The following is a 13885-nucleotide window of genomic DNA, read 5'->3' as shown; positions in this document are numbered from 1 at the left end:
GGGCCGGGCGGCCCGTGCGGTCCGCCGCACCTGCCGCCCGGCCCGGGCCCCGCCCCGGACCTCCCCCGCCGTCGGAAGGGTCGCGACGTGAACTACGTCCTGCGCAAGCTCGGCTTCTACGCGGTCGCCCTGTGGGCCGCCGTCACCCTCAACTTCCTCATCCCCCGCCTCCTGCCCGGCAACCCCGTCGACATCCTGCTGGCCAAGCTGCAGCAGCGCGGCGGGACCGTCACCCCGGAGACGCGCGAGGCGTACGCCGCCCTGCTGGGCGGCGACTCCACCGACTCGCTGCTGCAGCAGTACGGCACGTACCTGTCCAACCTGCTGCACGGCGACCTCGGCGTCTCGGTCACCTACTTCCCCACCCCGGTCAGCGAGGTCATCGGGACCTCGATGCCGTGGACCGTCGTGCTGGTGGGCATCGCCACGGTGCTCGCCGCGACCATCGGCGTGCTGCTCGGCGCGTTCGTCGGCTGGCGGCCCGGCACCTGGCTGGACTCGGCCGTGCCGCTGACCACGCTGCTCGCGGCCGTGCCGTACTTCTGGCTCGCGCTCGTGCTGGTCTACCTGCTGTCCCGGGTGCTCGGCTGGTTCCCGTCGCAGGGCGGCTACGACGTCGTGCTGGACCCCGGCTGGTCGCCGGAGTTCATCGGGTCGGCGATCGAGTACGGCTTCGTGCCCGCGCTGACCATCGTGGTCGCCTCCATCGGCGGCTGGCTGCTCGGGATGCGCAACATGATGGTGTCCACGCTGTCCGAGGACTACGTGCTCACCGCGCGCGCCAAGGGCCTCCCGCACGGGCAGGTCATGCGGAACTACGCCGCGCGCAACGCCGTGCTGCCGTCCGTCGCCGGGTTCGCGATCTCCCTCGGCTTCGTCGTCTCCGGGTCCGTCGTCACCGAGCAGGTGTTCTCCTACCCCGGCATCGGGTCCCGGCTGCTCGCCGCGGTCACCAACAACGACTACGCCCTCATGCAGGGCGTGTTCCTGTTCATCACCCTGGCCGTGCTCGGCGCGAACCTCGTCGTCGACCTGCTGTACGGCCTCATCGACCCGCGCACCCGCGCGAAGGGCTGAGGGGAGCCGGCGATGACGAACATCGGACCGGACGTGCAGGTGGCCGTCGAGGGGCCCGGCGGGCCCGTCGAGACCACCCCGACCACCACCACGCCCGAGCCCCGCCCCGCGGGGACCCGGGCCCGCCCCGCGTGGCGGATGCTGCTGCCGACCATGACCCCGTGGCTCGCCACGGGCCTCGTGCTGATCGCCGGAGTCGTGCTGCTCGGCGTGGTCGGGCCGCACCTGGTCGGCGACCCCGACGCGATCAGCGACGTCGGCCTGGCCCCGCCGTCGGCGGAGCACTGGCTCGGCACCACGCAGACCGGCCAGGACGTGCTCGCCCAGCTGGCCTACGCGACCCGCGGCTCGCTGCAGATCGGCCTCATGGTCGGCGTGCTCGCCACGCTGCTGTCGGCGTTCTTCGGGATCTACGGCGCCTACCTGGGCGGCGCGGCGGACGAGGGGTTCTCCCTGCTGTCCAACGTGTTCCTGGTGATCCCGGGCCTGCCGTTGGTCATCGTGATCTCGGGCTTCGTGCCCCGGGAGAGCCGCGGGCTGTGGACGATCGCGGTGGTGCTCGCCCTGACGTCGTGGGCGGCGTCCGCCCGGGTGCTGCGCGCGCAGACGTTGTCGGTGCGGTCGCGCGACTACGTGGCCGCGTCCCGGCTGTCGGGCGAGAAGCCGTGGCGGGTCATCGGCGTGGAGATCCTGCCGAACCTGCTCCCGGTGCTCGCCTCGCAGTTCGTGTACGCGGTGATCGCGGCGATCCTCGGCGAGGCCGGCCTGTCGTTCCTCGGCCTCGGCGCATCGAACGCCTCGACCCTCGGCACGATGCTGTTCTACGCGCAGAACGGCTTCGCGCTGCCGCTCGGCGCCTGGTGGTGGTTCGTCCCACCGGGGCTCGTGATCGCCCTGTTCGGCATGGGCCTGTCCCTGGTCAACTTCTCGATCGACGAGATCATCAACCCCCGGCTCAAGAACGCCCGCACCGCCCGCCGTCGCGCGAAGGCGGCCGCCCGCGTCGCCAGGAAGGCCGCCTGATGACCACGCTCACCGACCGGGTCCCGCACGCCGCGGCGCCCGCGCGCCGCCCGGTGCTCACCGTCACCGACCTGACCGTCGTCTACGACGTCGAGCAGCCCGTCACCGCGGTCAAGGACGCGAGCCTGGAGCTGGGCCGCGGGGAGATCCTCGGCCTCGCCGGGGAGTCCGGCTGCGGCAAGACCACGCTGGCGTACGCGATCAACCGGCTGCACCAGCCGCCGGCCCGGATCGCGTCCGGCTCCGTGGTGTTCCACGACCGGGACGGCGGCGACATCGACCTGCTCGCGCTCGGCGACGAGCCGCTGCGCCGGTTCCGCTGGTCCCAGCTGTCGATGGTGTTCCAGGGCGCGATGAACTCGCTCAACCCCGTCCGCACGATCGGCGCGCAGCTCGACGACACCCTGCGGGCGCACGCCCGGATGTCCCGGGCGCGGCGCCGGGAGCGGTCGGCCGAGGTGCTGACCCGGGTCGGCGTCGACCCCGCTCGGCTGCGGTCCTACCCGCACGAGCTGTCCGGCGGCATGCGGCAGCGCGTGATGATCGCCATGGCGATGCTGCTCGAGCCGCAGATCATGATCATGGACGAGCCCACCACCGCCCTGGACGTGGTGGTGCAGCGCGAGATCCTGCGGGAGATCGTCCGACTGCGGGACGAGCTCGACTTCGCGGTCGTGTTCATCACGCACGACCTGCCGCTGCTGCTGGAGATCAGCGACCGGATCGCGGTGATGCTGGCCGGCGAGATCGTCGAGCTGGAGACCGCCGCGCAGCTGCACCGCTCCCCCGCGCACCCCTACACCCGCCGCCTGCTCGGGTCGTTCCCGAGCCTGTCCGGCGAGCGCGGCGCGTTCATCCGCGACGGCGTCGACCCCGAGGAGGCCTGATGACCAGCGTCCACGTCACCAACCTGACCAAGGACTACGCCCTGCGCTCCGGCCTGCGCCGCAGCACGCTGCGCGCGGTCGACCGGGTGTCGTTCGACCTGGTGCCCCGGCGCACCGTCGCCCTGGTCGGCGAGTCGGGCTCCGGGAAGTCGACGATCGCGAAGCTGCTCACCCGGATGGAGAAGCCGTCCTCCGGGCGGATCGACGTGCAGCTGGACGACCGGACGCCCGTGATGGGCTCCGTCTACCAGCGGCACGTGCAGATGGTGTTCCAGGACCCGTTCGCGTCCCTGAACCCGTTCCACTCGGTCGAGCACCACGTGGCCCGGCCGCTGCGGATCCACCGCCGCACCCACGACGCGGCGTCCACCCACGCCCGGGTGCTGGAGATGCTGGAGCGGGTCAACCTGCACCCCGCGGAGGACATGGCCGCGCGCCGCCCGCACGAGCTGTCCGGCGGCCAGCGGCAGCGCGTCGCGATCGCCCGGGCGCTCGCCCCGGGCGCGCAGGTGCTGATCGCCGACGAGCCGGTGTCGATGCTCGACGTGTCGATCCGGCTCGGCGTGCTCAACCTGCTCGGCCGGCTGCAGCGCGAGGACAACCTCGCGGTCCTCTACATCACGCACGACCTGGCGACCGCGCGGCACTTCTCCGACGAGATCCTGGTGCTCTACCGGGGCCGCGTCGTGGAGCGCGGGCCGGCGGACGCCGTGATCCTCGACCCGCACCACGACTACACGAAGCTGCTCGCGATGGCCGCGCCCGACCCGGACCGGGTCGGCAGGGTCGGGCGCGAGGGCGACACCGCCGTGGCGCGCGACGGGATCGACAACTCCGTCTGCTACGACCACACGCTGGGCGCGTGGGTGCCGATCGACGAGGCGGAGGCGGCGGCCGCGCGCGCCGCGACCGCGGGCGGGGTGCGGGCCGGTGCCTGAGTTCGTCAGCGCGGTCGTTCCGCCGCCGCCCGCCGCCGCGCCGGCTCCGGTCCACCTGGTCGACGGCCTCGCCTACGGCGGGGACTACAACCCCGAGCAGTGGCCCCGCGAGGTCTGGGACGAGGACGTCGCCCTGATGCGCGAGGCCGGCGTGAACCTCGTGACCCTCGGGGTGTTCTCCTGGGGCCTGGTCGAGACCGCCGACGGCGCGTTCGACTGGGGCTGGTTCGACGACGCGGTCGCGCTGCTGCACGCCCACGGCATCGCGATCGACCTCGCCACGCCGACCGCCGCCCCGCCGTCCTGGCTGCACACCGCGCACCCCGAGGTGCTGCCGTACGACGCCGACCTGTACCAGCAACCGCCGGGCGGCCGGCTGGCCTGGTGCCCCAGCAGCCCGGTGTTCCGCCGGTACGCGCTGCGGTACGTCGAGGCGCTGGCGCGACGGTACGGCCGGCACCCCGCGGTGCGGCTGTGGCACGTGAGCAACGAGCTCGGCGGCGGCAACGCCCGCTGCTACTGCGACGTGTCGGCCGCGGCGTTCCGCGACTGGCTGCGCGCCCGGTACGGGTCCGTCGACGCCGTGAACGCGGCGTGGGGCACCGCGCAGTGGGGGCACCGGTTCGGCGCCTGGGACGAGATCCTGCCGCCGCGCGGGAAGCACGGCGCCCCCAACCCGGGGCTGTACCTGGACTACGAGCGGTACTCCTCGGACGCCCTGCTCGCGCACTACCTCGCCGAGAAGGCGGTGCTGCAGCGGCACTCCGACGCGCCCGTCACGACGAACATGATGGTCGGGGCCGGCGCCCAGGTGGTCGACTACGCGTCCTGGGCGCCGCACACCGACCTCGTGGCGAACGACCACTACACGCTGGTCGACGACCCCGACCGCGAGCACGACCTCGCGTTCGCCGGCGACCGGATGCGCGGCATGTCCGGTGGGCGGCCCTGGCTGCTCATGGAGCACTCCACCGGGGCGCCGTCCTGGCAGCAGCGCAACCGCGCGAAGGACCCCGGCGAGATCGCCCGCAACGCCCTCGGCCACGTCGCCCGCGGCTCCGACGGCGCGCTGTTCTTCCAGTGGCGCGCCTCGACCGCCGGCGCGGAGCAGTTCCACTCGGCGATGCTGCCGCACTCCGGGACCCGGTCCCGGATCTGGCGGGAGGTCGTCGCGCTGGGACGCGACCTGCGGGCCCTGGCGGAGGTGCAGGGCACCGTGGTCGCGCCCGCCCGGGCGGCGCTGGTCGTCGACGACGTCGCCGGCTGGGCCCTGCAGCACGGGCTGACCCCGCACCGGGCACTGCGGTACGGGCGCGAGCTGCGCACCTGGCACCGGGCGCTGTGGGAGCGGCAGGTGCTGTGCGACGTCGTGCCGCCCGGGACCGACCTGGCCGGCTACGACCTGGTGCTGGTGCCGACGCTGCAGGTGCTGTCCGACGCGGAGGCGGAGCGGCTGCGCGCCGTGCCGGAGCGCGGCGGGACGCTGCTGGTCACCTACCTGTCCGGCGTCTGCGAGCCGACCGGCCGGGTCCGGCCCGGGCTGGGGGCGCTGCAGGACGTGCTCGGCGCGTGGACCGACGAGTTCTACCCGCTCCAGGCGGGCGAGCGCGTCCGGCTGGACGACGGCGCCGACGTCGCGGACTGGACCGAGCGGGTCGAGCTCGACGGCGCGGAGGCGGTCGTCCGGTACGCCACGTCCTCGCTGGCGGGCGGGCCGGCCGTGACCCGGCGGGGCACTGCCGCCGGCGGGGCCGCCTGGTACGTCGGGGCGGCCCTGCCCCGCGAGACCGTCGACCGCGTCGCGGCGCGGCTCGTCGAGGAGGCCGGGGTGCCCCGCACCGCCGAGGCCGACCCCGGCGTCGAGGCGGTCCGCCGCGTCGGCGACGGGTCCTCCTACCTGTTCCTGCTGAACCACACCGACGCGGACCGCAAGGCCACCGCGTCCGGGACCGACCTGCTCACCGGCGCGGAGGTCGGGCCCGTCACCACCGTGCCGGCGGGCGGCGTGCGCGTCGTCCGCGAGCGCTGACGTCCCGCCTGCGACATCCCTGCGCCACCCTGAGCCACCCCTGCGACACCCGGGAGCACCCGTGCAGCACCACACCCTCGCCGACGGCTGGACCGTCACCGCCACCGCCGGACCCGTGCCCGACGCCGTCCTCGCCGCGGGCCCGCTCGCCGCGGAGGTGCCCGGCTCGGTGCACACCGACCTGCTCGACGCCGGCCTGATCCCCGACCCGTACCTGGACGCGCACGAGGAGTCGGTGCGCTGGTTCCACGGCACCGACTGGCGGTACGAGCGGGCGCTCACGCTGGAGCCGGCCGCTGCGGGCGAGCGGGTCGACCTCGTGCTGGACGGCGTGGACACCGTCGGCACCGTGGCGCTCGGCGGGCGGGTGCTCGGGACGAGCGCGAACATGCACCGGTCGTCCCGGTACGACGTGCGGGACCTGGCGGACGGGGCCGCGCGCGCCCTGACCGTCGACCTGCGGTCCGCCACCGCGTACGCCGACGAGGTGCGGGACGTCCTCGGCGACCGGCCGTCGGCGTACAGCCCGGTGCCGTACAACTTCGTCCGCAAGATGGCCTGCTCGTTCGGCTGGGACTGGGGCCCGGACCTGCGCACCGCGGGGCTGTGGAAGCCGGTGCGGGTCGAGCGCTGGTCGGTGGCCCGGCTGGCGCGGGTCCGGCCGCTGGTCACCCTCGACCCGGACGGCACCGGGCGGGTCGCGGTGCACGTGGACGTCGAGCGCTCGGGGCTCGCGCCGGCGGGACCGCTGACGCTGCGGGCCGCGGTCCTGGGGGCCTCGGCGTCGGTGACCGTCCCGGCGGGGGCGTCGTCGGCCGCGGTCGCGCTCGCGGTGCCGGACGCGCCGGTCTGGTGGCCCGCCGGGTACGGGGAGCAGCCGCTCGCGGACCTGGACGTCACGCTGGCGGCGGACGACGGGGACGACCGCGCCCCGCTGGACACCTGGCACCGGCGCGTCGGCTTCCGGTCCGTCGCGCTCGACACCGCCGACGACGAGCACGGCGCCCGGTTCACGCTGGTGGTCAACGGCCGCCCGGTCGCCGTGCGGGGCGCGAACTGGATCCCCGACGACCACCTGCTCACCCGGATCACCCGCGAGCGCCTGGCCCGGCGCCTCGACCAGGCGGCCGGTGCGCACCTGAACCTGCTCCGGGTGTGGGGCGGCGGGATCTACGAGTCCGACGACTTCTACGCGCTGTGCGACGAGCGCGGCCTGCTGGTGTGGCAGGACTTCCTGCTCGCCTGCGCCGCCTACCCGGAGGAGGAGCCGCTGCGCTCCGAGATCGAGGCGGAGGCCCGGGAGAACGTCGTGCGCCTGATGCCGCACCCGTCCCTGGTCCTGTGGAACGGCGGCAACGAGAACGTCTGGGGCCACGAGGACTGGGGCTGGAAGGCGCGGCTCGGCGACGCGACCTGGGGCCGGTGGTACGCGGAGGAGCTCTTCCCGGCCGTGCTGGCGGAGCTCGACCCGACCCGCCCGTACGCCACCAACAGCCCCTTCACGCCGCGCCGCGACCCGGCCGACGTGCACCCCAACGACCCGGACCGCGGCACGCACCACCAGTGGGAGGTGTGGAACCGCGTCGACTACACGGCGTACCGCTCGGAGATCCCGCGGTTCTGCTCGGAGTTCGGCTTCCAGGGACCGCCCGCGTGGCGGACCCTCGTCGAGTCCGTGCACGCGGTCGACGGCGGGCCGCTCGCCGACGCGCCCGTGCCGCAGGAGGACCCCGTGTTCCTCGTGCACCAGAAGGCCGAGGACGGCAACGGCAAGCTCGACCGCGGCCTGGCGCCGCACCTCGGCGTGCCCCGGGACTTCGCCGACTGGCACTGGGCGACCCAGCTCAACCAGGCCCGCGCGGTCCGGTACGCCGTCGAGCACTACCGCGCCTGGTGGCCCCGCACCGCGGGCTGGGTCGTCTGGCAGCTCAACGACTGCTGGCCGGTCACGTCCTGGGCGGCCGTCGACTCCGCCGAGCGCCCGAAGCCGCTCTGGTACGCGCTGCGCGCGGCCGGGCAGCCGCGGGCCCTGTTCCTCGCCGAGCGCGACGGCGGCCTGGTGCTCGTCGCCACCAACGACACCGACGAGCCCTGGGCCGGCACCGCGCACGTGCGCCGCGAGACGCTCGGCGGCGTGACGGCCGCGGCCGCCGGCCTCGCCGTGACGGTCGAGCCGCGGTCCGTGGCGGTCGTCCCCGTCCCGGCCGACCTCGCGACCCCGGTCGACGCGGGGGGCGAGGTGCTCGCCGCGTCCCTGGCGGCACCCGACGGCGACCGGCGGGCGACGCGCGCGTTCGTCGAGGACGTCGACCTGCGGCTCGACCCCGCGGCCGTGCGGGCCACCGCCGCGCGCGAGCCGGGCGGGTACCGGGTCGAGGTCGTCGCCCGGTCCTACGCGGCCGACGTCACCCTGCACGCCGACCGGCTGGCGCCGGACGCGCGGGTCGACGACGCGCTGGTCACCCTGCTCGCCGGCGAGCGGGCGACGTTCCACGTGACGACCGACGCCGTGCTGGACCTCGCCGACCTGACCGCGGCGCCCGTGCTGCGGTCGGCGAACGACCTGCGGGGGGTGGCGCTCGCGGGCGTGGTCCTCGCGGACGGCGCGCCCGTGGGCGCGGGGGTGGGCGCGGGCGGCGCGGACCTCGGGTCGGCCCGGTGACCGCGGCGCGCCGGTTCCCGGACGGCTTCGTCTGGGGCGCCGCGACGGCCGCCTACCAGGTGGAGGGCGCCGTGGGGGCGGACGGCCGCGGCCCGTCGATCTGGGACACGTTCTCCCGCCGCCCCGGCGCCGTGCTCGGCGGGCACACCGGCGACCTCGGCACCGACCACTACCGGCGGTTCGCGGACGACGTCGCCCTCATGGCCGACCTCGGGCTGGGCGCCTACCGGTTCTCCGTCGCCTGGCCGCGCGTCCAGCCGACCGGGCGCGGGCCCGCCAACCCCGCCGGCCTGGACTTCTACCGCCGGCTGACCGACACCCTGCTGGCGCACGGCGTCGACCCGGTCGTCACGCTCTACCACTGGGACCTGCCGCAGCCGCTGGAGGACGCCGGCGGTTGGCCGCACCGGGACACCGCGTGGCGGTTCGCCGACTACGCGGCCCTGGTGGCGGACGCGCTCGGCGACCGGGTGGCGCTGTGGACCACGCTCAACGAGCCGTGGTGCACCGCCTACCTCGGCCACGCCTCCGGGGAGCACGCCCCCGGCGTGCAGGACCCCGCCCGGGCGCTCGCCGCCGTGCACACGCTCAACCTCGCGCACGGGCTGGGCGCCCGCGCGGTGCGGGCCGCGGCGGGCGACGCGGCGCAGGTCTCCGTGGCGCTGAACCTCCAGGTCAACCGGGCCGCCTCCGCGGCGCCCGAGGACCGGGCCGCCAAGGCGCGGCTCGACCGGGTGGCGAACGAGGTGTTCCTCGGGCCGCTGCTCGACGGCGCCTACCCGGAGGAGGTCGTCGCCGAGACGGCGCACCTGACCGACTGGTCGTTCGTGCGCGACGGCGACCTGGACCTGGTGCGGACCCGGCTGGACGCGCTCGGGGTGAACTACTACACGACGGCGACGGTCGGGGCGGACGCGTCCGCGACGAACGGGGGCGCGCCCGCCGAGGCCGACGTGCAGGCGGCCTCGCCGTCCGGGGCCGAGCGGCCGCCGGCCAACCTCGTCGAGGGCGTCCGCTGGCTCCACCAGCCGGGCCCGCGGACCGCGATGGGCTGGGTCGTCGACCCCTCCGGGCTCACCGAGCTGCTGGTCGGCCTGCACCGCCGCCGGCCGGGCCTGCCGCTGCACGTGACCGAGAACGGCGCGGCGTACCCCGACGTCGTCGCGCCGGACGGCCGCGTGCACGACGCCGACCGGGTGGCCTACCTGCACGCGCACGTGGCCGCGGTCGGCGCCGCGCTGGACGCCGGGGCCGACGTCCGCGGGTACTTCGCGTGGTCGCTGCTCGACAACTTCGAGTGGGCGTACGGGTACGAGCGCCGGTTCGGGATCGTGCACGTCGACTACGCGACGATGGCCCGCACCGTGAAGGACTCGGGGCACTGGTACCGGCGGCTCGCGACGACCGGCGTGCTGCCGCCGGTGGACGGGGCCGCGGTGGCGAGGCCCGCGGGGGCCGGGGCGGGGGCGGGCGCCGGGGCGGGTGCCGGGGCGGGCTGACCCGCTCCCCCCTCTTGCCGGGCCGGGGCGGCGCGAGCATCCTCGTGCCGTCCCACCCGGCCGCCCCCTGGACGTCCGGCCGTCCGCGCCCTCAGGAGGCACCGTGCTCACGCTCGAGCTGATCGTCGTCGTGCTGCTCGCGATCCTGGCCGGGACCGCGCTCGGCCGCCGGTGGCGGGTCGCACCGCCCCTGGTGCTGCTCGTGCTCGGGCTCGCGCTCGGCTTCCTGCCCGCGTTCCGCGGGCTCACCGTCCCGCCGGAGATGGTGCTGCTCGTCGTGCTGCCGGCGCTGCTGTACTGGGAGAGCCTGACGACGTCGCTGCGCGAGATCCGCGCCAACCTGCGCGTCATCGTGCTGGTGAGCGTGCTGCTGGTGGTGCTCACGGCGGGCGCGGTGGCCGTGGTCCTGCACGCGCTCGGGATGGACTGGGGGCCGGCCTGGATCCTCGGCGGCGTGCTCGCGCCCACCGACGCCACCGCCGTCGCCGGGGTGGCCCGCGGCATGCCGCGCCGGACCCTCACCACCCTGCGCGCGGAGAGCCTGGTCAACGACGGCACCGCGCTGGTCATCTACGCGATCGCGGTGCACGCCGTCGTCGAGCCGGTCACCGGCGGCTACCTCGCGGGGCGGTTCGCGATCTCCTACCTGGGTGGCGCGGCCGCGGGGGTCGCGGTGTGGTGGCTCGCGGTGCAGCTCCGGGAGCGGATGCAGGAGGCCATCCAGCAGAGCGTGGTCAGCGTGCTGACCCCGTTCGCCGCGTTCCTGCTGGCCGAGCTCGTGCACGCGTCCGGCGTGCTGGCCGTCGTGGTCGCGGGGCTGCTGCTGAGCCAGAGCGGCCCGCGCCTCATCCCGGCGGCGGCGCGGGTGCAGTCGCAGTCGTTCTGGGCGGTGGTCAGCCACGTGCTGAACGGCGCGCTGTTCGTGCTGGTCGGCATGCAGCTCGTCACGGCCGCCGACGGCCTGTCCTCGGCCGGGCTCGTCGAGGCCCTGGGGTGGACCGCCGCGGCGTTCGGCGCCGTGATCGGCACCCGGCTGCTGTGGTTCCACACCACGCCGTACCTGATCCGCGCGGTCGACCGCCGCGCCGTGCAGCGCGCCCGGCGGGTCTCCTGGCGGCACCGGATGCCCGGGGCGTGGGCCGGGTTCCGCGGCGCGGTGTCGCTCGCGGCGGCGCTCGGCGTGCCCGAGACCACCGCCGACGGGGCGCCGTTCCCCGGCCGCGACGTGATCGTCTTCGTCACCGGCGGCGTCATCCTCGCGACCCTGCTGGTGCAGGGCCTCACGCTGCCCGCCGTCGTGCGCTGGGCGCGGCTGCCCGCCGACGACGGCGTCGAGACCGAGCGGCACCACGCGGAGAAGGCCGCCACGCGCGCGGCCCTGGAGGCGCTGCCCGACGAGGCCGCGCGGCTCGGGCTGAACGGCAAGGTCGTCGCGAAGCTCGAGGCCGAGTACCGGATGCACGCCGAGGCGCTGGCCGAGGCGGATGCCGAGCACCCCGACGACGGCCGCCCGCGCGAGGCCGACTTCGACGCACTGCGGCTGGCCGTCCTCGCGCACAAGCGGGCCGCGGTCGTGCGGCTGCGCGACGAGCGGACGATCGACGACATCGTGCTGCGGGAGGTCCAGGCGCAGCTCGACGCCGAGGAGGTCCGCCTGACCCGTGGAGCCCTCTCCCCCGAGTGACCGCGCGCCCGCCGGGCGGCGCCGCCGAGTGTCCAGAACTCCCCGGACAGACCGGAACGAACCGCCCCGGCTTCGGGACTCTCGGCGTGCGCGCGCCGGGCGGTCGGCGGCAGGATGACCACCGTGCTGCTCGCCGACGTCGCCGCCACCAGCGCGGGCCTGGCCGCGACCCGCTCGCGCCTCGCCAAGCGCGCGCTGCTCGTCGACCTGCTCCGGCGCACCGGCCCGGACGAGGTGCCGGTCGTCGCGCGGTACCTCGCGGGCGAGCTCCGGCAGCGCCGCACCGGCCTGGGCTGGCGGTCCCTGCGCGACCTGCCGCCGCCCGCGGCGGAGCCGACCCTCGACGTGCTCGCGGTGGACGCGGTGTTCGAGCGGATGGCCGGTCTGTCCGGGCCGGGGTCCGCGGGAGCGCGGTCGGCGCTCGCGGCCGACCTGTTCGGGGCCGCCACGGCCGACGAGCAGCGGTTCCTCGCGGGCCTGGTCGCCGGCGAGGTCCGGCAGGGCGCCCTCGACGCGCTGCTGCTGGACGCCGTCGCCGAGGCGGCCGGCGTGCCGGTCGCGACGGTCCGGCGCGCGGCGATGCTGGCCGGCGGGAGCGAGCCCGTCGCCGAGGCGGCGCTCGCGGCGCCCACCCCCGAGGCGGCCCGCGCCGCGCTGGACGGCTTCGGGCTGACCGTCGGCCGCCCCGTCCGGCCGATGCTCGCCGCGTCGGCGCCGGACGTCCCTGCGGCGGTCGCCGGCTTCGACGGCCGAGCGGTGGTCGTGGACGCGAAGCTCGACGGCATCCGCATCCAGGTGCACCGGGACGGCGACGACGTGCGCGTCTACACCCGCAGCCTCGACGACATCACGGCGCGGGTCCCGGAGGTCGTCGAGGTCGCCCGGGCGCTCCCGGTCCGCGCCGTCGTCCTCGACGGCGAGGCGCTCGCGCTCGGCCCCGACGGCCGACCGCGACCGTTCCAGGAGACCGCGGCGCGCAGCGCCACCCGGGACGCCGAGCTCGCCGCGACCACCGCCCTGCGGCCGTACTTCTTCGACGTGCTGCACCGCGACGGCACCGACCTGCTCGACGCCCCGCTGACCGAACGGCTGGCGGTGCTGGACGCGATCGCCCCGGAGCACGCCGTCGAGCGCGTGGTCACCGCCGACCCGGAGGTCGCGCAGGAGGCGTTCGCCGGCTGGGTCGCCGCCGGGCAGGAGGGCGTGATCGTCAAGGACGCCGCGGCGCCCTACGAGGCGGGCCGGCGCGGCGGCGCCTGGGTCAAGGTCAAGCCGCGGCACACCCTCGACCTCGTGGTGCTGGCCGTCGAGCGCGGCTCCGGGCGCCGCGTCGGGTCGCTGTCGAACATCCACCTGGGCGCCCGGGACGGCGACGGCGGCTTCGTCATGCTCGGCAAGACGTTCAAGGGCATGACCGACGAGATGCTCGCCTGGCAGACGCAGCGGTTCCGCGAGCTCGAGGTCGCCGACGACGGCTGGACGGTGACGCTGCGGCCGGAGCAGGTGGTGGAGATCGCGTTCGCCGGGGTGCAACGGTCGACCCGGTACCCGGGCGGGCTGGCGCTGCGGTTCGCGCGGGTGCTGCGGTACCGCGAGGACAAGGCGGCCGAGGAGGCGGACACGATCGACACGGTGCGGGCGCTGGCCGCGGCGGGCGGCTCCGCGGGCTGAGGCGCGGGTCCGCAGCGGCGGGGTCCGTGCGGACCCGCCGGGGTCACCCGGCACCCGGGACCGAGGTCCCTTCCGCATCCCCTCGCCCCTGGGCCGCACTCGGCGCGGACGGGTGATCCACCCGCAGGTCAGGCGCTCGCGGGGGCGCCCGCGCGGGAGGATGGACCCGTGGACCACCACCCCCGGTCCACGGGCCGCGAGGACGCGACCGCCTCCCTCGCGGCGACCCAGCCGGTGGCGTGACCCGCCACCCCGATCGTGCAGGAGGTTCCCGTGCACCCCGACCTGTTCCTCGTCGTGTACCGCCAGCAGGAGCGCGAGCTGGAGCACCGGCTCGAGCACCGGCGCTCGCAGGCCGCCCGGGGCGACGACCCCGTCCGCCGGGCGCGGCACCGCGGCCCGCTCGCCGCCCTCG

The 13885-nt window shown here is 76.0% G+C and carries 9 protein-coding genes; all 9 read left to right on the top strand.

Going from position 1 to position 13885, the window contains the following annotated elements; genetic code table 11:
• Positions 1-87 precede the first annotated feature (87 nt).
• The 9 genes from FA014_RS03970 (at position 88) to FA014_RS03930 (ending at position 13470) form a co-directional block, all read left to right on the top strand.
• A complete protein-coding gene (locus tag FA014_RS03970) occupies positions 88-1077 on the top strand; it encodes an ABC transporter permease (protein WP_154728407.1) in 990 nt (329 codons plus the stop codon).
• A gap of 12 nt (positions 1078-1089) precedes the next feature.
• Complete coding sequence (locus FA014_RS03965) at positions 1090-2100, top strand: ABC transporter permease (protein ID WP_230322849.1); 1011 nt, start codon at positions 1090-1092, stop codon at positions 2098-2100.
• Positions 2100-2987 (top strand): ABC transporter ATP-binding protein, encoded by an 888-nt coding sequence (locus FA014_RS03960; RefSeq protein ID WP_154728406.1) that lies wholly within the window; start codon positions 2100-2102, stop codon positions 2985-2987. The genes FA014_RS03965 and FA014_RS03960 overlap by 1 nt, the downstream gene beginning before the upstream one ends.
• Positions 2987-3925 carry an ABC transporter ATP-binding protein gene (locus tag FA014_RS03955; RefSeq protein ID WP_154728405.1) on the top strand — a complete coding sequence of 313 codons (939 nt, stop codon included), beginning with the start codon at positions 2987-2989 and terminating at the stop codon, positions 3923-3925. The genes FA014_RS03960 and FA014_RS03955 overlap by 1 nt, the downstream gene beginning before the upstream one ends.
• Positions 3918-5954 (top strand): beta-galactosidase, encoded by a 2037-nt coding sequence (locus FA014_RS03950; RefSeq protein WP_154728404.1) that lies wholly within the window; start codon positions 3918-3920, stop codon positions 5952-5954. Before FA014_RS03955 ends, FA014_RS03950 begins: the two co-directional genes overlap by 8 nt.
• A 61-nt stretch (positions 5955-6015) precedes the next feature.
• On the top strand, positions 6016-8616 hold the full coding sequence (locus FA014_RS03945) for a glycosyl hydrolase 2 galactose-binding domain-containing protein (protein WP_230322848.1): 2601 nt from the start codon (positions 6016-6018) through the stop codon (positions 8614-8616).
• Positions 8613-10115, top strand: coding sequence for a glycoside hydrolase family 1 protein (locus FA014_RS03940; RefSeq protein ID WP_154728403.1), 1503 nt, complete (start codon positions 8613-8615; stop codon positions 10113-10115). Before FA014_RS03945 ends, FA014_RS03940 begins: the two co-directional genes overlap by 4 nt.
• Positions 10116-10218: 103 nt before the next feature.
• A complete protein-coding gene (locus FA014_RS03935) occupies positions 10219-11799 on the top strand; it encodes a Na+/H+ antiporter (protein ID WP_154728402.1) in 1581 nt (526 codons plus the stop codon).
• A 123-nt stretch (positions 11800-11922) separates the two neighbouring features.
• A complete protein-coding gene (locus tag FA014_RS03930) occupies positions 11923-13470 on the top strand; it encodes an ATP-dependent DNA ligase (RefSeq protein WP_154728401.1) in 1548 nt (515 codons plus the stop codon).
• The last annotated feature ends 415 nt before the right edge of the window (positions 13471-13885 follow it).

Origin of the sequence: Cellulomonas hominis, from assembly GCF_005239125.1 — a bacterium.
GTDB lineage: Bacteria > Actinomycetota > Actinomycetes > Actinomycetales > Cellulomonadaceae > Cellulomonas > Cellulomonas hominis_A.
The sequence above is the reverse complement of the archived record's forward strand: the minus strand, read 5'-3'. Positions and strand labels throughout refer to the sequence as shown.